Below are 18,020 nucleotides of genomic sequence, written 5' to 3'. Positions count from 1 at the left end.
GCGATGAGTGCATTAGAACCACCGGCCGGGGTGAAAAAAACCGGCGGTTTTGCCCAATGGCTCACCCGGTTGCAGATGGCGCATGGCCGCAAGCTGGTAATCGCGCTGCCGTATCTGTGGCTGATCCTGCTGTTTCTGCTGCCGTTCCTGATCGTGTTTAAAATCAGCCTCGCGGAGATGGCGCGGGCGATCCCGCCCTACACCGATCTGTGGGAGTGGGCGGACGGCCAGCTCACGCTCACCTTGAATCTCGGCAACTTCCTGCAGCTGACCGACGATCCGCTCTATTTTGAAGCCTATCTGCAGTCGCTGCAGGTGGCGGGGATCTCAACCTTCTGCTGCCTGCTGCTGGGCTATCCGCTGGCATGGGCGGTGGCGCACAGTAAACCGTCAACGCGAAATATCCTGCTGCTGCTGGTGATCCTGCCATCGTGGACCTCATTCCTGATCCGCGTCTATGCGTGGATGGGGCTGTTGAAAAGCAATGGCGTGCTGAATAACTTCCTGATCTGGCTCGGGGTTATCGATCAGCCGCTGGAGATCCTGCATACCAATCTGGCGGTCTATATCGGTATTGTGTACGCCTATCTGCCGTTTATGGTGCTGCCGATCTATACCGCGCTGACGCGTATCGACTACTCGCTGGTCGAGGCCTCTTTAGATCTGGGCGCCCGGCCGCTGAAAACCTTCTTCCAGGTGATCGTCCCGTTGACCAAAGGCGGGATTATCGCCGGTTCAATGCTGGTTTTCATCCCGGCGGTTGGGGAGTTCGTGATCCCGGAACTGCTGGGCGGTCCGGACAGCATTATGATCGGGCGGGTCCTGTGGCAGGAGTTCTTTAATAACCGCGACTGGCCGGTCGCTTCAGCGGTGGCCATCGTGATGCTGCTCCTGCTGATCGTGCCGATTATGTGGTTCCATAAACATCAGCAAAAACAGATGGGGGATCATGGATGAACGATTTGCCGGTAGTCCGTTCGCCGTGGCGAATTTTAATCCTCGTGCTCGGCTTTACCTTTTTATATGCGCCGATGCTAATGCTGGTGATTTACTCATTCAACAGCTCGAAGCTGGTGACGGTATGGGCGGGATGGTCGACACGCTGGTACAGCGAGTTGTTCCATGATGATGCGATGATGAGCGCCGTCGGGCTGAGTCTGACCATCGCCACCTGTGCGGCGACGGCGGCGGCGATTCTGGGGACGATTGCCGCGGTGGTGATGGTGCGCTTTGGTCGCTTTCGGGGATCAAACGGCTTTGCCTTTATGATTACGGCGCCGCTGGTAATGCCGGATGTCATTACCGGGCTATCGCTGCTGCTGCTGTTTGTCGCGCTCGGGCACGCCATCGGCTGGCCGTCGGATCGCGGCATGTTGACCATCTGGCTGGCGCACGTGACTTTCTGTACCGCCTACGTGGCGGTGGTGATCTCGTCGCGACTGCGTGAACTGGACCACTCTATTGAGGAGGCGGCGATGGATTTAGGCGCGCCGCCGCTGAAGGTCTTTTTTCATCATTACGCTGCCGATGATCATGCCGGCGGTGATCTCCGGCTGGCTGCTGGCGTTTACCTTATCACTGGACGATCTGGTCATCGCCAGCTTTGTTTCCGGCCCGGGAGCCACCACCTTGCCGATGCTGGTCTTCTCCAGCGTGCGTATGGGGGTGAACCCGGAAATCAACGCCCTGGCAACCTTAATCCTCGGCGTCGTGGGGATTGTTGGTTTTATCGCCTGGTATTTGATGGCGCGCGCAGAAAAGCAGCGGGTGCGCGATATCCAGCGTGCAAGACGGAGCTGAAGCCCCTAAAATCTACGGTAAAACTGGTATCGGCGTCGCGATGGTGCGACGCCGTTTTCATGGAAGACGTTTCCGTTGGGACTGTTTACAAAAACTCGTTCATCGCATGCGCGTCTTAACGTCCCTGCACTGGTGCAGGTGGCGGCGTTCGCCATTATTTTGATTCGTGCCGTGGATCTGCTGATGATCCTCAATCAGCTGGGTATCGGTGGGATAGAGGCGTTTATTCAGCGTAGCGTGCAGACATGGACCTTGACGCTGGTGTTTCTCTCCAGTCTGCTGCTGGTCTTTATTGAGATCTGGTGCGCATTTTCACTGGTGAAAGGGCGTAATCTGGCGCGCTGGATCTTTCTCCTGACGCAAATTATCGTCACCGCTTATCTCTGGGCGGCCTCGCTGGGGTATGGCTATCCGGAGCTGTTCAGTATTGCCGGCGAGTCAAAACGTGAAATTCTGCGTTCTCTGGTGATGCAAAAACTGCCCGATTTTCTGGTGCTGGCGCTGCTGTTTGTTCCGGCGTCGTGTCGACGGTTTTTCCGACTGCAATAACGGTGATACAATCCCCGCCCCTGATTTCTGGAAGGTCTTTTTATGCTCTGCCCACTCTATGACGCGGGTCGCTGTCGCTCTTGTCAGTGGCTGGAACGGCCGTTAACACAACAGCTCGCCAGTAAAATGGCCGATCTCGAAACGCTGTTGGCGGACAGCCCGGTGGCGACATGGTTAGCGCCGGTTTCCGGCCCGCAAGCCGGTTTTCGCAACAAAGCTAAAATGGTGGTCAGCGGCAGCGTTGAACGCCCGCTGCTGGGGATGTTGCACCGCGATGGCAGTCCGGAAGACCTGACCGAATGTCCGCTCTATCCGGCCAGTTTTGCGCCGGTTTTTGCCGTGCTGAAACCGTTTATCGCCCGCGCCGGATTAACGCCCTATCACGTCGCCCGCAGGCGCGGCGAGCTGAAGTATCTGCTGCTGACGGAAAGCCAGCTCGACGGCGGCATGATGCTGCGTTTTGTGCTGCGTTCCCCGACAAAACTTGCGCAGCTGCGCGCCGCGCTGCCGTGGCTGCAGGCGCAGCTGCCGCAGCTGAAGGTGATTACCGCCAATATTCAGCCGGTGCATATGGCCATTATGGAAGGCGAAGAGGAGATTCTCCTCAGCGAGCAGGCGGCGCTGGCGGAAAACTTTAACGACGTACCGCTGTGGATCCGCCCGCAGAGCTTTTTTCAAACGAATCCTGCCGTTGCCAGCCAGCTGTATGCGACCGCCCGCGATTGGGTACGCCAGCTGCCGGTCAATCATATGTGGGACCTGTTCTGCGGAGTGGGGGGCTTTGGCCTGCACTGCGCCACGCCGGAAATGCGCCTGACCGGGATTGAGATTGCGCCGGAGGCGATCGCCAGCGCGAAGCAGTCTGCCGCCGAACTGGGCCTGACCAACCTCCATTTTCAGGCGCTGGACTCGACGCAGTTTGCCACCGCTGAGGGAGAGATTCCTGACCTGGTGCTGGTCAACCCGCCACGCCGCGGTATCGGCCGCGAGCTGTGCGACTATTTAAGTCGTATGGCGCCGCCCTTTATTATCTACTCCAGCTGTAACGCGCAGACGATGGCGAAAGATATTGCGCGGCTGCCGGGCTATCGGGTTGAGCGGGTGCAGCTGTTTGATATGTTCCCCCACACCGCCCACTACGAAGTGCTGACGCTGCTGGTTCGCGAAGTTTAAACAAAATGTGAACTCTTCTGCCGACGTAAATCGGGTAAGCTTGGCTAATAACAGCGTGAAATTAGCGGAGCAATACCCATGGCAAAGAAAATCCTGTTGGTCGAAGATGACGACGATATTGCCGCATTGCTGCGTTTAAATCTGCAGGATGAGGGATATCAGATTGTGCATGAAGCGGACGGCGCGCAGGCGCTGGTGCAGCTGGAAAAGGGCGGCTGGGATGCGGCGATTCTCGACCTGATGCTGCCCAACGTCGATGGGCTGGAGATTTGCCGGCGCATTCGCCAGATGACCCGCTATCTGCCGGTGATTATTATCAGCGCCCGTTCCAGCGAGACGCACCGCGTGCTGGGACTGGAAATGGGGGCGGACGACTACCTGGCCAAACCGTTTTCGGTTATCGAACTGGTGGCGCGAGTCAAAGCGCTCTTTCGTCGCCAGGAGGCGATGGGGCTCAATTTGCTGATGGATTCCGGGCGTATCGATTGCCACGGCCTGAGCATCGACCCGCTTGCGCGTGAAATCAGACTGCGCGGTGAGCCGGTGGATTTAACGCCGCGCGAATTTGACCTGCTGTACTACTTTGCCCGCCATCCCGGCGAGGTCTTCTCCCGCCTGGCCTTACTTGACCGCGTCTGGGGCTACCAGCACGAGGGCTATGAGCACACGGTCAATACCCATATCAACCGCCTGCGCAGTAAAATTGAACGCGACCCGGCGGAGCCGGAAATCATTCTGACGGTCTGGGGCAAGGGCTATAAATTCGCGCCTGTGCGTAAAGGAGCGGAGCAATGATGCGGCGATTAAGCCTGAGCCAGCGCCTGGCGCTGGTCTTCACTTCGCTGCTACTGCTTTGTGCGGCGGCGGTGTGTGTGGTTCAGCTGTATAGCAGCGCGCAATACGGTAATGCGATGGTCCAGCGTCTTTCGGTCGGGCTGGCACAGCAGATTGTTGCCCGTGAACCGCTGCTCGATGCGCGGGGCCAGGTCAATCGCGAGGCGCTGAAACCGCTTTTCGATCGCCTGATGGTCTTCAACCCCAGCGTCGAGCTCTACTTGATCTCTCCTGACGGCGAGCTGCTGGCCGATGCTGCGCCGCCGGGCCATATTAAACGCCAGCGCGTTGACATCGTGCCGATACAGACGTTTCTCTCCGGCGGCACCTGGCCGGTGTACGGTGACGATCCGCGTAGCGAGGATCAGCGCAAGGTCTTCAGCGTGGCGCCGTTGAATGTCGACGGCCAGCTGCGCGGCTATCTCTATATTATCCTGCAAGGGGAAACCTTTAATGAGCTGGCGGCCAGCGCCTGGCAGAAGACGTTGGGAAGCTTGCTTATCTGGACGCTGCTGCTGGTGGCCCTGTTTGGTCTGCTGGCTGGCGGTCTTGCCTGGTATTGGGTGACGCGCCCGGTACGCCAGCTGACCGCACAGGTGGGGGTGCCCGGAGAAGACAGCATGGGAGCGATTAAACTGCTGGCGGCGCAAGCGCCGGATCCGCATCCCGGCAATGAAGTGGCGATCCTGCATAACCGGTTTATCGACCTGGCCCGGCAGATCGCCGGGCAGTGGGATCGACTGGCCGATAGCGATCGCCAGCGGCGTGAATTTATCGCCAATATTTCTCACGATCTGCGGACTCCGCTGACTTCGCTGCTCGGTTATCTGGAGACGCTGACGCTGAAAGCCGATCGGCTGAGTGCGGAAGAGAGCAAGCGCTATCTCAATATTGCGCTGCGCCAGGGGAATAAGGTCCGCTCTCTTTCCCAGCAGCTGTTTGAGCTGGCGCGCCTGGAACATGGCGGGATCAAGCTGCAGCCGGAGAAATTTGTGCTGGCGGAGCTGGTCCAGGACGTGGCGCAGAAGTTCGACCTGGCGATTGCCACCCGCCACATCCGCTTACAGCTCTCCCTGGCCGGGGGATTGCCGCCGGTGGTGGCGGATTTATCGATGATGGAGCGGGTGTTGACCAATTTACTGGATAACGCGATTCGCCATACGCCGGATGGCGGCAGTATCAGCCTGACGGCCCGTCAGCAGGGGACGGAGATGGTGGTTGAGGTAGCCGATAGCGGCCCTGGGGTTAGCGGTGAGCTGCGGGCGACACTGTTTGAGCGGCCTTCGGTGCTTGAACCCGGTCAGAGCCCGGAATCGCGAGGCGGGTTGGGGCTGATGATTGTGCGGCGAATGCTGCAGCTGCACGGCGGTGATATTCAGCTGGTGGATGTGCCGGCAGGAGCCAGCTTCCGCTTTACCCTGCCGTTGCGTTCGTAGCGATGGCTCCCGGCCAGGCGGTGCTGGCCGGGGAACCGCCCGGGCAAGGCATTTCGCCGCGACCCGGGTCAGCCGGGGATTATTCCGGGAACCACTGGTGGCTGATTTTCTGATACGTGCCGTCCGCTTTAATCGCCTTCAGCGCGGTATTGAGTTTTTCCAGCAGCGCCTTGTTGTCCGGACGTACCGCGATGCCGAGGCCGGTGCCGAAGTATTGCGGATCGGTCACTTTCGGAGTGGCGACGCCCAGCTGCGGGTTGGTCTTCAGCCACTCATTCACCACGGCAGTATCGCCAAACACCCCGTCAATACGGCCATTTTTCAGGTCGATAATCGCATTCTGATAGCTGTCATAGGCGACGGTTTTAACTTCCGGATGTTTGTCCTGCAGGTATTTCTGGTGGGTGGTGCCGTTTTCCATACCAATACGTTTGCCTTTCAGATCGGCAAAGGAGTGGAAGGCGTCTTTTTTAGCGATAACCAGCGCCGAGTTAGCGTAGTACGGATCGGTAAATGCGACCTGTTTGCTGCGCTCCGGAGTAATGTCCATCCCGGAAATCACCGCGTCATATTTTTTAAATTTCAGCGCCGGGATCAGGCTATCGAAAGCGTGGTTGGTAAAGGTACAGTCAGCCTGCATCTGTTTGCACAGCGCTTTCGCCAGATCCAGATCGAAACCAACGATCTGATTGTTAGCATCCATGGATTCAAAAGGGGGGTAGGTTGCCGAAACGCCGAAGCTGATTTTCTCTGCCGCGGCCGCGTTAAATGCGGTAGCGGCGAACATTGCGGCTAACAGTAACTTCTTCATGCGTGTTGCTCCCGTCTGTCAATATTGTGGTCGTTCGTCGTTTCCTGACGTGGAATAACCATGCCAAAAAATGAATTTATATTCAATATAAATGTATTTTTATTTATTTTTCCGGCGGAAATATGCGCAGGAGATCGGTTAAATGGAGTAATCCGACAACCTGTTTGTCGTCGTTAATCACCGGTAGCACGGTAATGGGGGCCGGCTGGTGCTGCTCCATGATTCTGATCGCCTCATCAATCAACTGATGCTGACCAATGCAGGTCGCGAAAGGGTTCATCAGTTCCCTCACCGGAGTCTGTAAGAAGAGGTTGTTGTACATGATATAGCGGCGGATATCGCCATCGGTAATGATGCCTTCCAGTTCATTGCGGCCATTAACAATCAGCGCTGCCCCCGAAAGATAGCGGGTCATGATGAACAGCGCATCCAGAATCGTCGACTCCCGACCGATCAGGCAGGCTTTTTCGCCGCTGCGCATCGCTTTCCCGACCGTTAATAGCCGCCTCCTGCCGAGTGAACCGCCGGGATGATAGAGGGCAAACTCCTCTTTGCTGAAGTTTCGTTCTTGCATCAGGGTTACGGCAAGGGCGTCTCCGATGGCCAACGCCAGCGTGGTGCTGGTTGTCGGGGCAAGATCCAGAGGGCAGCATTCATGCTCAACCTGTGAAGAAATAACAACGTCACTGTATTTTGCCAGCGGGGAATCAGGGGCGCCACATATCGCAATAATGGGCACGCCTGTTCGCTTGAGCGCGGGGAGCATATTGATGACTTCTGTCGTCTCGCCGCTGTTGGAGATGAGGATCACCACATCTTCGCGGCTGACTCTTCCCAGATCGCCATGCAACGCTTCGGCCGGGTGCAGATAAAATGAGGGCGTGCCGGTGCTGGCGAGGGTGGCCGAAATTTTATGCGCGATATAGCCGGGTTTGCCCATGGCGCTTAGCACCACCTTGCCTGGCGCATTTAATATAATATTTATCGCTTGTGCAAAATTATCATTAATATTAGAGGTTGCGCTAATAATTGCTTTGGCCTCTTCATGCAATACGTTACGGCCTCGATTAATTATTTCCGATGTATTTCTTGTTTTATTATTCATAACGAGTTCCTTTAGGCGTTTATCGTTATTATGGTAGGTCCGATCACAGTACTCTTTTTATTCTGTGATTGAGTGAATGAGCTGTGAATTTGTGATTTTATTCACATCTCCATATTTAAAAAACGGTTAGCTTAAAAATCGAGTGAAGCTAACACTCAGCGAGATAATGTCATGACACGCTATTCAAAAACGCAAAGGGTGCGTCGTATTATTGAGATGCTTGACGTTAATCATTCCACTACTATTAACCAGTTAGCTGAATACTTTACAGTTTCACATATGACCATTCGCCGTGATATTGAGGAACTCCAGAAGAACGGGCAGGTCAAGGTTATATTCGGTGGTCAAGTTATTAAGGGATTCATTAATGAAAGTCCAGAATATAAAGATAAAGCGCAACACCATATTGCATGGAAAAAGGAGATAGCGCTCCAGGCCTATAAACTCTTGCGTCCTGGAGAGATCGTCTTTATGGACGGTGGCACCACGGTGAAACAGCTGGCCTGGCTAATAGATATTCCACTAACGGTGATCACTAATGATATTTCTACTGCCTATATTCTGAATGACCGCCCCAACATTAAATTGCTTATTTGCCCAGGTGAGTTAGTCAGAGAAAGTCGCTCAGCCTATTGTACTGAGACGCTGCGTTACCTGAGCGAGCATTATACCGACCTCGCTTTTATCGGCGCGGATGGTTTTGATGAGAATTATGGCGCAATGACCACCACGCAAAGTAAAGCGGACTGTAAGTGGATGGCAATGAGCCGCGCCGCAAAGTCAGTTCTGCTGGTGGATAAGAGTAAACGCAATGTCTTCTGCCATTACAAAATAACCGATTTGGCGGAATTCAGTCAGGTCATCGTCAATAGCGATTCGCTGATGAGGTGACATCAACCCGATACGGAGAGGGAAGCACTGTGAAAATTGCAATAATTGCGGACGATTTAACCGGCGCAAATGCGACCGCCGCGCTGTTAAGTACCAAAGGGTTTACGACCATGACCTGTCTGGATAACGACGCGAAAGAGGCGGAACGCTTTGACGTGGTTTCATTTTCTACAGATTCCCGCTCAGTTTCTTCTGCCGAAGCCTACAGGCGGGTAGCGGAATGCGTCGCGCGGATTAACCCGGAGCAGACGCTGATCAGTAAGCGCATTGATTCAACGCTGCGCGGTAATTTAGGCGCTGAAGTTGATGCGGTCATCGATAGCTTTCCCCATCTGATGGCTATCGTCGTCCCCGTTTATCCCTCCAGCGGGCGTATTTGCGTGGGAGGATCGCTGCTGGTGGACGGCATTCCGCTACAGAATACCGCAATGCGCAACGATCCTAAAAACCCAATGCTGGAATCGTCGGTGGTGGAGTTGTTCCGCCAGCAGACCAATAAAAATGTCAGTTATATTTGTCTGCGCGATGTGCTGCGTGGCGAAATCACGCTGACTAAAAAACTGAAGGAGTTGTATTGTGGCAATGTCCGGATTGTCATCATTGATGCGACAACCGGTGATGATATTCAGCAGATAGCGCAGGCGGTACAGAAAGCAAAAATTCCCGGTTTTTGCGTCGACCCCGGTGTGTTCACCGCGCAGCTGGCATGGTTAAAATTTTCATCCGGGCGCAGACGGACCAATAAAGTTTTTCTGGCCATTGGCAGTGTTTCTGATTTAACCCAGCGGCAAATAAAGAAATTACGCTACGAGCGCGAAGTCTATATTGAGACGCTGTCGGCAGAGGAGTTAATCAATTTTTCCCTTAACCCGGAAAGTGCCGCCCAGGTCGTTGATCGGTTAATTGATAAAACCCGAACCTTTGATGTTATAGGCATTGATTCTGTCGAGGCTCCTGAGCATATTTTCAGGCTGGATACTCTCGCTAAAAAATTCGCAGTCGACAATCATCAGGTCAGTTGCATGATTAATAGTGGTATCGCCGAAGTCGTCGCTCAGGTGTTGAAGAAAGAAAAATCGCCGATCAGCGGACTCTACGGCAGCGGCGGCGATGTGATGGTCAGTATTACCAGACGATTAAAAGGTAGCGGCGTAGTATTAAAAGACGAAGTTGAACCGCTGGCCGTCTATGGAAAGTTAGTCGGGGGATTGGCTGATGGGCTGCCGTTAATTACCAAAGGTGGATTTATCGGTAATGATAACACCCTGGTGCACTGTATTGATTATTTAGTGACTAAAGTATCGGGCAATATCGCCATTACCGAAACTGTGTAAATATAAAAGGAGTTAATTATGAGACCGTTGGTGGTTATTCCAATGGGGGATGCTGCTGGCATCGGCCCGGAGATTACCGTAAAAACCCTGGCCTCTGAGCACGCGCAACAATATGCCAGAATGGTCGTTGTCGGAAATAAACATATTCTTGAACAGGCGCTGAAGTTTTCCGGCGTGTCGTTAGCTATTAACGTCATTACTGGTGTGAATGAGTATCTCGATCGACCGGGATTAATGAATCTCATTGAGTGCGGGGATCTTAATATTGATGTGTTCCAATCTGGTGAGATTCAGGGGCAGTGCGGCAGGGCGGCCTATGACTGTATTGAGAAAGCGGTAAAGATGACGCTACGCGGCGACGTTGACGCGGTGGCGACGACCCCGATTAATAAGGAGTCACTGCGGGCCGGAGGCGTTGATTTTATTGGCCACACCGAGATATTTGCTCATCTCACGGATACCCGCGATCCGCTGACTTTGTTTCAGGTGCGCACGCTGCGGGTTTTCTTCCTGACGCGTCATCTCTCTCTGGTGGAGGCGATCCGCAGCCTGACGCCGGAGAAAGTGTGCGATTACGCGGTGCGCTGTACCCGCGCGCTGCAGCAGCTTGGCGTGCCGCAGCCCAAACTGGTGGTGGCTGCGATTAATCCCCACGGCGGCGAACATGGTCTGTTTGGCCATGAGGATGATGAAGTCCTGTTGCCGGGTATTGAGCTTGCGCGCGAACAAGGTATAGCGATTGAGGGGCCAAAACCGGCCGACAGCGTGTTCCATTTTGCTCTGCTGGGGGCATGGGATGCCGTACTGTCGCCGTACCATGACCAGGGGCATATCGCCACCAAAATGGTGGACTTCCACCGCACCATTTCTATCACCAGCGGCATGCCTGTCCTACGAACCTCCGTTGATCACGGTACGGCAAATGATATTGCGGGTAAGGGGATTGCCGATCCGGTTAGCCTGATTGAAGCGGTCAGGCTGGCTGCACTCTACGCGCCCTATTACAAAAAATAATAACCTGCGGCGGGCGTGACGCCCGCCGCTCAATAATCCGAGGTGAGTATGTCTGATAAACCAGTGGAAGCCGCCGCGGCGGGAATGAGTCCGGCATTGAAGGGGGCATTAGTTCTTGGCATTGGGTTAATCATTTTTAATCCTGGAAGTACCAGCGGGGAGGAGCTCGACAGTTTCCGCGTGATTGGTGGGCTGCTGGTCGCAATAGCGGCACTGCTCTTTATGATCCTTAAAACGCGCATTCCGGCATTTCCCGCCTTGATCATTGCCGCGGTGATTACCGGTTCGTTAGGCGGGATGAAAAGCGAAATGATGATCGCTTCTGTTACCCGGGGCTTTGGTGGGACGCTAGGGAATATCGGTATCGTGATTGGCTTTGGCGTGATGATGGGATCGCTGTTGCAGATGAGCGGGGCCTCAAAGCGCATGGCGATTTCGTTTATCAACCTGCTGGGCAAGGGGCGCGAGGAGCTAGCGCTGGTGATGATCGGTCTAATCGTCTCAATGGCCGTATTCTGTGATTCGGCATTTATCGTTCTGGTACCGTTGGTTAAGGCGATCTCCCGTTCAACGGGGAAATCGGTGGTAGGGTTAGGAGCAACGCTTGCGGCCGGACTGGTGATCAGTCATAGCATGATCCCGCCTGCCGTTGGTCCGTTTGGCGTGGTATCACAGTTCAATATGCCTATTGGCCGCTTTATGCTCTGGAGTATGGTCGTGGCGGTACCGGTGGCGATAGCCGGATTCCTGTATACCCGACGACTTGGCAACGCTATTTTCCTGATCCCGACGGAAGACGGCAGTGGGTTTACCCGTGAACGCCCTGTTTCCGCAAAGGAAAGTGTGCAGCAGGAGGAATCTCTGCCGGGCAAAGTGATTTCGTTTGCTCCGCTGATGGTGCCGATTGTGCTTATTCTGCTGGCCACTTTCTTCAAGGAGTTCGGCTATATTGAGCCCGAGAGTCATGCGTGGCAGCAGTCGTTAGTGCAGATGGTCATCGCAATCGGTCATCCGGTGACGGCGGTGGGGACCGGGCTACTGATCGCCATTATTGGGCTGGGCAGCCGTTACGAGCGTAAAGAAGTGACCCAAAACATGGAAAATGCGATTCGTTCGGCGGGGATCATTTTTCTGGTTATCGGCGGGGGAGGGGCGCTGGGGATGGTGCTGCGTGATTCTGGTGCCGGTAATATGATCGCCGATTACATTATCCAGACAGGCGTGCCGGGCGTCTTGCTGCCGCTGACCATTTCGACGTTGGTGCGCTTAATTCAGGGGTCTGGTACGGTGGCGATGATTACCGCTGCAAGTATTACCGCCCCGATGATTGGGACGTTAGGCGTGGATCCTGTTATTGCTGGCCTGGGCTGTACGGTTGGCTCCTTCATGTTTTCTTACTTTAACGACGCCTATTTTTGGGTCGTCAACCGCTCGCTTGGCGTGACTGAAGTTCAGGAACAGATCAAGGTGTGGAGTATCACCTCAACTATCCTCTGGGCGACCGGGTCGGTCACCTTACTGCTGATTAACGCGCTGTTCTTTTAAGGAATAAAAAAAGGGATCCCAACGGGATCCCTTTTGGGGTTAGTTCCGTCGTTCAAACGCCAGCGCTTTACGCTCCACTAACCGCATCAGCAGCGTCAGCAGACCGTTGACGATGAGATAGACAATACCGGCCGCGCCAAACACCATCACGTCGTAGGTACGTCCGTACAGCAGCTGGCCGTGCCCCATGACTTCCATCAGCGTAATGGTGTAAGCCAGAGAGGTACTTTTGAACACCAGCACCACCTCGTTGGAATAAGAAGAGAGGGCGCGTTTAAAGGCGTACGGCAGCAGAATCGCCAGCGTGTCTTTCTTGCTCATGCCCAGCGCGCTGCAGGATTGCCACTGGCCGTCAGGGATGGCGCGGATCGCACCATAAAACAGCTGGGTGGTGTAGGCTGCGCTGTTGAGGGACAGGGCTATCATGGCGCACAGCCAGGGTTCAGAAATCAGATGCCACAGCACCGGGTAGTTCTGCAAAGAGGGGAACTGACCTGGACCATAGTAAATCAGGAAGATCTGCACCAGCAGCGGCGTACCGGTAAATAAGGTGATGTAAGCGCGAACAATCCACACCAGTACCGGCGTTTTCAGCGTCAGGACGATGGTGAAAACCAGCGCCAGAATCAGCGCCACGACGATCGAAGCCGCCGTCAGCGTCAGGCTGGTATGCAGCCCTTTCAGCAGTTCGGGTAAATAATCGAGCATCAGCCTGGTCTCCGTTCGAAGCGCGTCGCACGCTGGTCAATACGTTTGAGGATGTACTGACTGAGCAGGGTGATGACCAGATAGATCGCCGCCGCGATGATGTACCAGTTAAACGGCTCCTGGGTGCGCGTGGCGATGCTTTTGGTTTGCAGCATCAGATCGTTGACGCTGATTAAACTGACCAGCGCGGTATCTTTCAGCAGAACCAGCCACTGGTTGCCGAGGCCCGGCAACGCATGACGCCACATCTGCGGCATCACCAGACGGAAGAAGATCGCCCCTTTCGATAGCCCCAGCGCCTGGCCGGACTCCCACTGTCCCTGAGGTACCGCCTTAAGCGCTCCGCGCAGAGTTTGCGAGGCGTAAGCGGCGTAAAGCAGGGACAACGCGATGGCGCCGCACAGGAACGGACTGACGTCGAAGTTTTCAATCTGCATCTGTACCGGAATCTGCACAAAGCCAAGATTGATCGTAAAACCGTCGGAGAGCGTAAGCAGCAGCTGTGAGGAGCCGAAATAGATAAACAGGACCACCAGAATCTCCGGTAGTCCACGCAGAACCGTGACCACGCCGGTTGCGAGCCATGCCAGCGGGCGCCATTTCACTGACTCCAGCACGGCAAACAGCATCGCCAGCACAAGGCCGATGATGAGCGCGCAAACGGCAAGGCCGACGGTCATCCCGGCGGCACTTGCTAATGGAAAAATTTCATTCATTTAGCGTTACTTCTGAAACCATTTGCTATAGATGGTCTGGTAAGTCCCATCTTTTTTCACTTTTTCCAGCGCAGCATTAAATTTCTGCTGCAGTTCGGTATTGCCCTGACGAAGCGCAATGCCCAGACCGGTACCGAAGTAGTCTTTATCGGTGACTTTATCGCCCACCGCGGCCAGCTTCGGATTGCTTTTCAGCCACTCGGTGACGACGGCATTATCGCCAAACACGGCATCAATACGGCCATTTTGCAGATCCAGCTTCGCATTCTGGTAGCTGTCGTATGGCACGGTGGTAATTTCAGGGTGTTTGTCGTTAATAAATTTCTGGTGCGTGGTCCCGTTCTGGACGCCGACTTTTTTGCCTTTCAGCTGTTCGAGGCTGGTGTATTTACCCTGCTGGCCGACAAACAGCGCCGAGTTTTCGTAATAAGGGGTCGTGAACAGCACCTGTTTTTCACGCTCAGGCGTGATATCCATCCCGGCCATCACCGCATCGACGCGGCGGAATTTGAGGCTGGGGATCAGGCTGTCGAAGGCCTGGTTGGTGAAGGTGCAGGTGGCATCAATTTCTTTACACAGCGCGTTGGCCAGATCGACATCAAAACCGACAATTTTATTGTTGGCATCAATCGATTCAAACGGAGGGTAGGAGGCCTCAGTGGCGAAACGAATGGTCTGGGCGGCAGTAGCTGACAGGCTCATGCTGGCCAGGATCGCGGCAATCAGTACTTTTTTCATCGTCATTTCCCCGAAAACATCAATGTGAAAGATAGTTTTTAAACGCGTCGGTCTGAGGATGCGTAAAGCAGCTGGCATCCCCTTGTTCAATGATGTGACCATTTTCCATATACACCACCCGGCTTGCCGTTTTACGCGCCACTTCCACTTCGTGGGTGACGATAACCTGCGTAATGCCGGTACCGGCCAGTTCGCGGATAATGCTGACGATCTGAGCGGTGATTTCCGGGTCGAGTGCGGCGGTAGGTTCATCAAACAGCAGAACCTGAGGTTCCATCATCAGCGCCCGCGCAATGGCGACGCGCTGCTGCTGGCCACCGGAAAGATGCAGCGGATAGCGATCGCTGTAGGGCTTGAGACGAAGACGTTCCAGCAGTTTTTCGGCGCGAGCGAGCGCCATGTCTTTACTTAACCCCAGCACGCGGCAGGGGGCTTCAATCAGGTTTTGCTGCACCGTCAGGTGCGGCCACAGATTATACTGTTGGAAAACCATACCCACGTTCTGGCGCAGCTCACGAATGGCTTTGTCAGAAGGCGCTTTGGTAAAGTCGAAGTGGTTACCGGCGATATGTAATGTCCCGGAGCGCGGCATTTCCAGCAGGTTGAGTACGCGAAGCAGCGAGCTTTTCCCGGCGCCACTGGGGCCGAGCAGCACCAGCGTTTCCCCCTGCGGGCAATCCAGCGTGATGTCGAACAGCGCCTGATGCGCGCCGTAGAAGCAGTTAATGCCGTTTAGTTTAATACTCATCTGGGCTGTCTGATACGAATAGCTATTGAGGCCGCAAATACTACCTTTGACAGAATAGTTATGCAATATTTATGCGTTAAAAGTTAAATGTAAACCACATTTACCTCTAAACTTAGCACAAAATATGGGTTCGTGGGGTGGGGAGGCACAAATGTCGGCATAACCTGGAGAAATACCGACATTTTACCGGGGTTATCGTTTCAGCGGCGTGGGTTCCACGCCCTTATCCGCGTTTTTCAAGACTCTGTTGCAGGGAACCGGCCGGGGCATGGGAGTTAATGCCAAGATAACGCACGTCGTCGACGGCCCAGCACTGGCCTTCCTGAATCATCAGCACTTCATCCTGCCAGCTTTGACTGCCCTGTTTTAAATCGACGCGCAGAGGGATATTGCGGGCATCGCGGTTTGGAATGGTCGAGGCGCTGGCCACGCTGGCGCTATCGGCCGGGGTTGTCGAGCTGGAGAAGAGGTTCGATTGCAGCAGCGAGCTGCGTGACGGATCCTGGCGGGCATCGTTTAACAGTTTGGCCAGATCGTCGCTGAGATAAGGACGCAGGGCCGTCAGGTCGTTGTTCCGATGCTGGACCTGATAATCGTAAAATTTCTGCGCCACCTCATCCGGCCCACCTTCGATGCAGGCCCCGCTGCGGGTGCCATTATCTTTATAGGCGGGTGTGACGGTGGTACAGGCACTCAGCGTGAGCGCGCACGGGATAATAAAAGCAACGAGTTTGTAGCGCATGATGATTTCCTTATAAGCTCACTACGTTATTAGTTTCTGTTCAAGCATAGCGTACTGGCTCCGGAATGTGCTTGACTCTTAGAGCTCAGGCAATACATTTTTCCCCAAGTGTATTTTGGCCCATGCGTTGTCAGCGATCGCGCTATTTTTTATCAGCGATCACACGCTATTTATTTTCGCCAATACAATCTGTTTTACGTAAAATGAAAACTATATATCTGCTTAAATATTCAATAATCAGTTGCGATAGGATTTATATTTAGAATAGGATCCTGTCTCCTCAGGCTATGGTGTTTGCCATTTTAGAACCAGGCAGTGCTCACCCTCCTCACGTACTCCCTGTCGGTGTCCGGACGGGCGGCAATAATTACACCTGCCGGGACAGGATCTAAGCACAGCCCGTCGCTGCGATGGTATTATTATTTAATAGCAAATAATAAACTCCAGTGCGGGCAAAATTATTACCTCGCTTTGTGAAAAAAAACGACCGGACGGTGAACCGGATGATGATTATGCGGTATATTTTTCCGATACCGGCAGGCAGCGCTATTGGCTCGACGGGTTTAAGGGGCATGACGTCCATGTTGAGCGTCTGGCCGTATCGGTGTCTGATAATATGCAAACGGGAAAATCCCTCGTTTCCCGCCGGCTCGGGATGGAAAGCCAAACTGTACACTATAAAAATATGGCAAGATCATATCAGAATCGATTTCTTTAACGCCATTAACGATTCGCTGCATATTATTGATGGCAATACTTTGCCCTTAAAGGGAAATTGCGCTCATATTTCCCCATTCCAGGCGCGTGAACTCACCAGTCAGGAGCGTGTATTCTTATTGCGTTTAATTGTGTATGAGTTCGTAAGGCGGCACCCGTCATATCCCGTGGCAGGCATCACGCTGGATGAAGCGCTTGCACTTCTCTACGGCAGGCTGGCGATCCCCGCAGCGCTGGGGCGAGAGTAAAGGCATCTTGCGCCCGCGCCGTCTGGCAGGCTCCCGCCAGACCGATATCTTCCGTACCGATTTCATAAAACCGAGTGCACTCGTGTGCGCACCACTGCTACAGACCAGCCCAGAGAGGATCGATATGACCTTTTTCCTTGGCCGCCTGCCAGCTGCAGGGTTGTAAATTTTAGTCTCGTTTTTATCTCCGCAAAGCATAGTCACTCCGCCGGCGCCAGAATGAACTTCGGTCGTTAAACATCATTTCGTGGCGTGGTACCACAATCATTTCGGCGGAATTTAAAATGTGTCGATCTGAATTTGAGTATGCTGGTCTTGCGCGGGGCGCTATCTGATAATGATATGCAGGGGCTGTAAATATTAAATGCTATCTAAAAATAAACCTTGTCAGGAATACACAAGGGGGATTATCGCCATTTGGCGATAATCCCCCTTCAGAAAGAAAAGTTAATTATTTTTTCTTATAAATATTGGCAGAAACATGAAGTTTCTTGTCGGTGTTGCCGGAAGACAGAACGACAACATCAGCACCTTTTTCTTCAGCTTTTTTCAGCAACTCTGCACGCGCATCGCCAGGAGCGGTCTGGCCTGTAGAGGAAATGGTACCCACTTTTTGATACTGGGTCTGCACTTTGGCGAAATCTTCTTTGGACAAAATTTCCGCTGAGAATGCGTTTGCGGTTAAAAACAATGCTGCACCTGCCACTAAAGCTGCATATTTCATATTTTTAATCTCCATTGTTTAACTTGCTATCATCATGCCCTTGTTTTAACTAACCAATGAGCGGCTCCAGATTGAATCAAGTGAATTTTTTTTTCAAGCTAAATACTACAAAACTATGATCGCTAACTCGTGTACTGATAAGGAAAAGATGACTCCGGGTTTATGATTTGTGGCGTCTTTTTTCAAA

The 18,020-nt window shown here is 53.7% G+C and carries 18 protein-coding genes and 2 pseudogenes; 11 read left to right on the top strand and 9 right to left on the bottom strand.

The annotated features are described in order from the left end of the window. The first annotated feature begins 3 nt into the window (after positions 1-3). The 6 genes and pseudogenes from potH to GRPL_RS04370 all read left to right on the top strand — a co-directional run bounded on the left by potH (position 4) and on the right by GRPL_RS04370 (position 5,792). Positions 4-957, top strand: a complete 954-nt coding sequence (gene potH / locus GRPL_RS04345; RefSeq protein WP_032688667.1) for a putrescine ABC transporter permease PotH — start codon at positions 4-6, stop codon at positions 955-957. Next, a pseudogene (gene potI / locus GRPL_RS04350) lies at positions 954-1,800 on the top strand (putrescine ABC transporter permease PotI). Before potH ends, potI begins: the two are co-directional and overlap by 4 nt. Positions 1,801-1,875: 75 nt before the next feature. Continuing rightward, complete coding sequence (locus GRPL_RS04355) at positions 1,876-2,349, top strand: YbjO family protein (RefSeq protein WP_032688666.1); 474 nt, start codon at positions 1,876-1,878, stop codon at positions 2,347-2,349. 42 nt (positions 2,350-2,391) lie between these two features. Next, a complete protein-coding gene (gene rlmC, locus GRPL_RS04360) occupies positions 2,392-3,522 on the top strand; it encodes a 23S rRNA (uracil(747)-C(5))-methyltransferase RlmC (protein WP_032700462.1) in 1,131 nt (376 codons plus the stop codon). A gap of 78 nt (positions 3,523-3,600) precedes the next feature. Beyond that, a complete protein-coding gene (locus GRPL_RS04365) occupies positions 3,601-4,317 on the top strand; it encodes a response regulator transcription factor (RefSeq protein ID WP_032688664.1) in 717 nt (238 codons plus the stop codon). Then, complete coding sequence (locus GRPL_RS04370) at positions 4,314-5,792, top strand: sensor histidine kinase (protein ID WP_032700461.1); 1,479 nt, start codon at positions 4,314-4,316, stop codon at positions 5,790-5,792. The genes GRPL_RS04365 and GRPL_RS04370 overlap by 4 nt, the downstream gene beginning before the upstream one ends. Positions 5,793-5,871: 79 nt before the next feature. Here GRPL_RS04370 and artJ read toward each other — a convergent pair whose 3' ends face one another. After that, a complete protein-coding gene (gene artJ, locus GRPL_RS04375; protein WP_032688661.1) occupies positions 5,872-6,603 on the bottom strand; it encodes an arginine ABC transporter substrate-binding protein ArtJ in 732 nt (243 codons plus the stop codon). A gap of 103 nt (positions 6,604-6,706) precedes the next feature. Further along, on the bottom strand, positions 6,707-7,708 hold the full coding sequence (locus GRPL_RS04380) for a KpsF/GutQ family sugar-phosphate isomerase (protein WP_032688660.1): 1,002 nt from the start codon (positions 7,706-7,708) through the stop codon (positions 6,707-6,709). Between the two features lie 171 nt (positions 7,709-7,879). Here GRPL_RS04380 and GRPL_RS04385 point away from each other — a divergent pair, with 171 nt between their 5' ends. The 4 genes from GRPL_RS04385 to GRPL_RS04400 are packed head-to-tail and all read left to right on the top strand — an operon-like array spanning position 7,880 to position 12,492. Further along, complete coding sequence (locus GRPL_RS04385) at positions 7,880-8,599, top strand: DeoR/GlpR family DNA-binding transcription regulator (protein ID WP_032700460.1); 720 nt, start codon at positions 7,880-7,882, stop codon at positions 8,597-8,599. Continuing rightward, positions 8,596-9,933 carry a four-carbon acid sugar kinase family protein gene (locus GRPL_RS04390; RefSeq protein WP_152632127.1) on the top strand — a complete coding sequence of 446 codons (1,338 nt, stop codon included), beginning with the start codon at positions 8,596-8,598 and terminating at the stop codon, positions 9,931-9,933. Before GRPL_RS04385 ends, GRPL_RS04390 begins: the two co-directional genes overlap by 4 nt. Before the next feature lie 18 nt (positions 9,934-9,951). Beyond that, a complete protein-coding gene (gene pdxA, locus GRPL_RS04395; RefSeq protein WP_032700458.1) occupies positions 9,952-10,947 on the top strand; it encodes a 4-hydroxythreonine-4-phosphate dehydrogenase PdxA in 996 nt (331 codons plus the stop codon). 48 nt (positions 10,948-10,995) lie between these two features. Then, positions 10,996-12,492: a GntP family permease gene (locus GRPL_RS04400; RefSeq protein WP_080694461.1), complete on the top strand. Its 1,497-nt coding sequence runs from the start codon at positions 10,996-10,998 to the stop codon at positions 12,490-12,492. 39 nt (positions 12,493-12,531) lie between these two features. On the opposite strand, the gene artM is transcribed toward GRPL_RS04400, so the two are convergent. The 5 genes from artM to GRPL_RS04425 all read right to left on the bottom strand — a co-directional run bounded on the left by artM (position 12,532) and on the right by GRPL_RS04425 (position 16,144). After that, on the bottom strand, positions 12,532-13,200 hold the full coding sequence (gene artM, locus GRPL_RS04405; protein WP_032688655.1) for an arginine ABC transporter permease ArtM: 669 nt from the start codon (positions 13,198-13,200) through the stop codon (positions 12,532-12,534). After that, positions 13,200-13,916, bottom strand: coding sequence for an arginine ABC transporter permease ArtQ (artQ, locus tag GRPL_RS04410; protein ID WP_032688654.1), 717 nt, complete (start codon positions 13,914-13,916; stop codon positions 13,200-13,202). The genes artM and artQ overlap by 1 nt, the downstream gene beginning before the upstream one ends. A gap of 6 nt (positions 13,917-13,922) precedes the next feature. Further along, a complete protein-coding gene (artI, locus tag GRPL_RS04415) occupies positions 13,923-14,654 on the bottom strand; it encodes an arginine ABC transporter substrate-binding protein ArtI (RefSeq protein ID WP_032688653.1) in 732 nt (243 codons plus the stop codon). A 19-nt stretch (positions 14,655-14,673) separates the two neighbouring features. Next, positions 14,674-15,402: an arginine ABC transporter ATP-binding protein ArtP gene (artP, locus tag GRPL_RS04420; RefSeq protein ID WP_004859977.1), complete on the bottom strand. Its 729-nt coding sequence runs from the start codon at positions 15,400-15,402 to the stop codon at positions 14,674-14,676. 223 nt (positions 15,403-15,625) lie between these two features. Continuing rightward, on the bottom strand, positions 15,626-16,144 hold the full coding sequence (locus tag GRPL_RS04425) for a lipoprotein (protein ID WP_032700457.1): 519 nt from the start codon (positions 16,142-16,144) through the stop codon (positions 15,626-15,628). 581 nt (positions 16,145-16,725) lie between these two features. Here GRPL_RS04425 and GRPL_RS27900 point away from each other — a divergent pair. Then, positions 16,726-17,109 (top strand): hypothetical protein, encoded by a 384-nt coding sequence (locus GRPL_RS27900; protein WP_155274644.1) that lies wholly within the window; start codon positions 16,726-16,728, stop codon positions 17,107-17,109. Here GRPL_RS27900 and GRPL_RS28345 read toward each other — a convergent pair. Further along, positions 17,102-17,235: pseudogene (locus GRPL_RS28345) on the bottom strand (fatty acid transporter); the annotation flags it as partial. The gene GRPL_RS27900 and the pseudogene GRPL_RS28345 sit on opposite strands and share 8 nt — an antisense overlap. A gap of 325 nt (positions 17,236-17,560) precedes the next feature. Continuing rightward, complete coding sequence (yahO, locus tag GRPL_RS04435; RefSeq protein WP_032688756.1) at positions 17,561-17,833, bottom strand: DUF1471 family periplasmic protein YahO; 273 nt, start codon at positions 17,831-17,833, stop codon at positions 17,561-17,563. Positions 17,834-18,020: the final 187 nt, after the last annotated feature.

This window comes from Klebsiella planticola ATCC 33531 (assembly GCF_000735435.1).
Taxonomy (GTDB): domain Bacteria; phylum Pseudomonadota; class Gammaproteobacteria; order Enterobacterales; family Enterobacteriaceae; genus Klebsiella; species Klebsiella planticola.
This window is presented reverse-complemented; position numbering and strand designations above follow the sequence as displayed.

Coding starts and splice junctions, on each gene's coding strand:
- potH (WP_032688667.1), top strand. CDS start 4: ATGAGTGCATTAGAACCACCGGCCGGGGTGAAAAAAACCGGCGGTTTT.
- rlmC (WP_032700462.1), top strand. CDS start 2,392: ATGCTCTGCCCACTCTATGACGCGGGTCGCTGTCGCTCTTGTCAGTGG.
- GRPL_RS04365 (WP_032688664.1), top strand. CDS start 3,601: ATGGCAAAGAAAATCCTGTTGGTCGAAGATGACGACGATATTGCCGCA.
- GRPL_RS04370 (WP_032700461.1), top strand. CDS start 4,314: ATGATGCGGCGATTAAGCCTGAGCCAGCGCCTGGCGCTGGTCTTCACT.
- artJ (WP_032688661.1), bottom strand. CDS start 6,603: ATGAAGAAGTTACTGTTAGCCGCAATGTTCGCCGCTACCGCATTTAAC.
- GRPL_RS04380 (WP_032688660.1), bottom strand. CDS start 7,708: ATGAATAATAAAACAAGAAATACATCGGAAATAATTAATCGAGGCCGT.
- GRPL_RS04385 (WP_032700460.1), top strand. CDS start 7,880: ATGACACGCTATTCAAAAACGCAAAGGGTGCGTCGTATTATTGAGATG.
- pdxA (WP_032700458.1), top strand. CDS start 9,952: ATGAGACCGTTGGTGGTTATTCCAATGGGGGATGCTGCTGGCATCGGC.
- GRPL_RS04400 (WP_080694461.1), top strand. CDS start 10,996: ATGTCTGATAAACCAGTGGAAGCCGCCGCGGCGGGAATGAGTCCGGCA.
- artM (WP_032688655.1), bottom strand. CDS start 13,200: ATGCTCGATTATTTACCCGAACTGCTGAAAGGGCTGCATACCAGCCTG.
- artQ (WP_032688654.1), bottom strand. CDS start 13,916: ATGAATGAAATTTTTCCATTAGCAAGTGCCGCCGGGATGACCGTCGGC.
- artI (WP_032688653.1), bottom strand. CDS start 14,654: ATGAAAAAAGTACTGATTGCCGCGATCCTGGCCAGCATGAGCCTGTCA.
- artP (WP_004859977.1), bottom strand. CDS start 15,402: ATGAGTATTAAACTAAACGGCATTAACTGCTTCTACGGCGCGCATCAG.
- GRPL_RS04425 (WP_032700457.1), bottom strand. CDS start 16,144: ATGCGCTACAAACTCGTTGCTTTTATTATCCCGTGCGCGCTCACGCTG.
- GRPL_RS27900 (WP_155274644.1), top strand. CDS start 16,726: ATGTTGAGCGTCTGGCCGTATCGGTGTCTGATAATATGCAAACGGGAA.
- yahO (WP_032688756.1), bottom strand. CDS start 17,833: ATGAAATATGCAGCTTTAGTGGCAGGTGCAGCATTGTTTTTAACCGCA.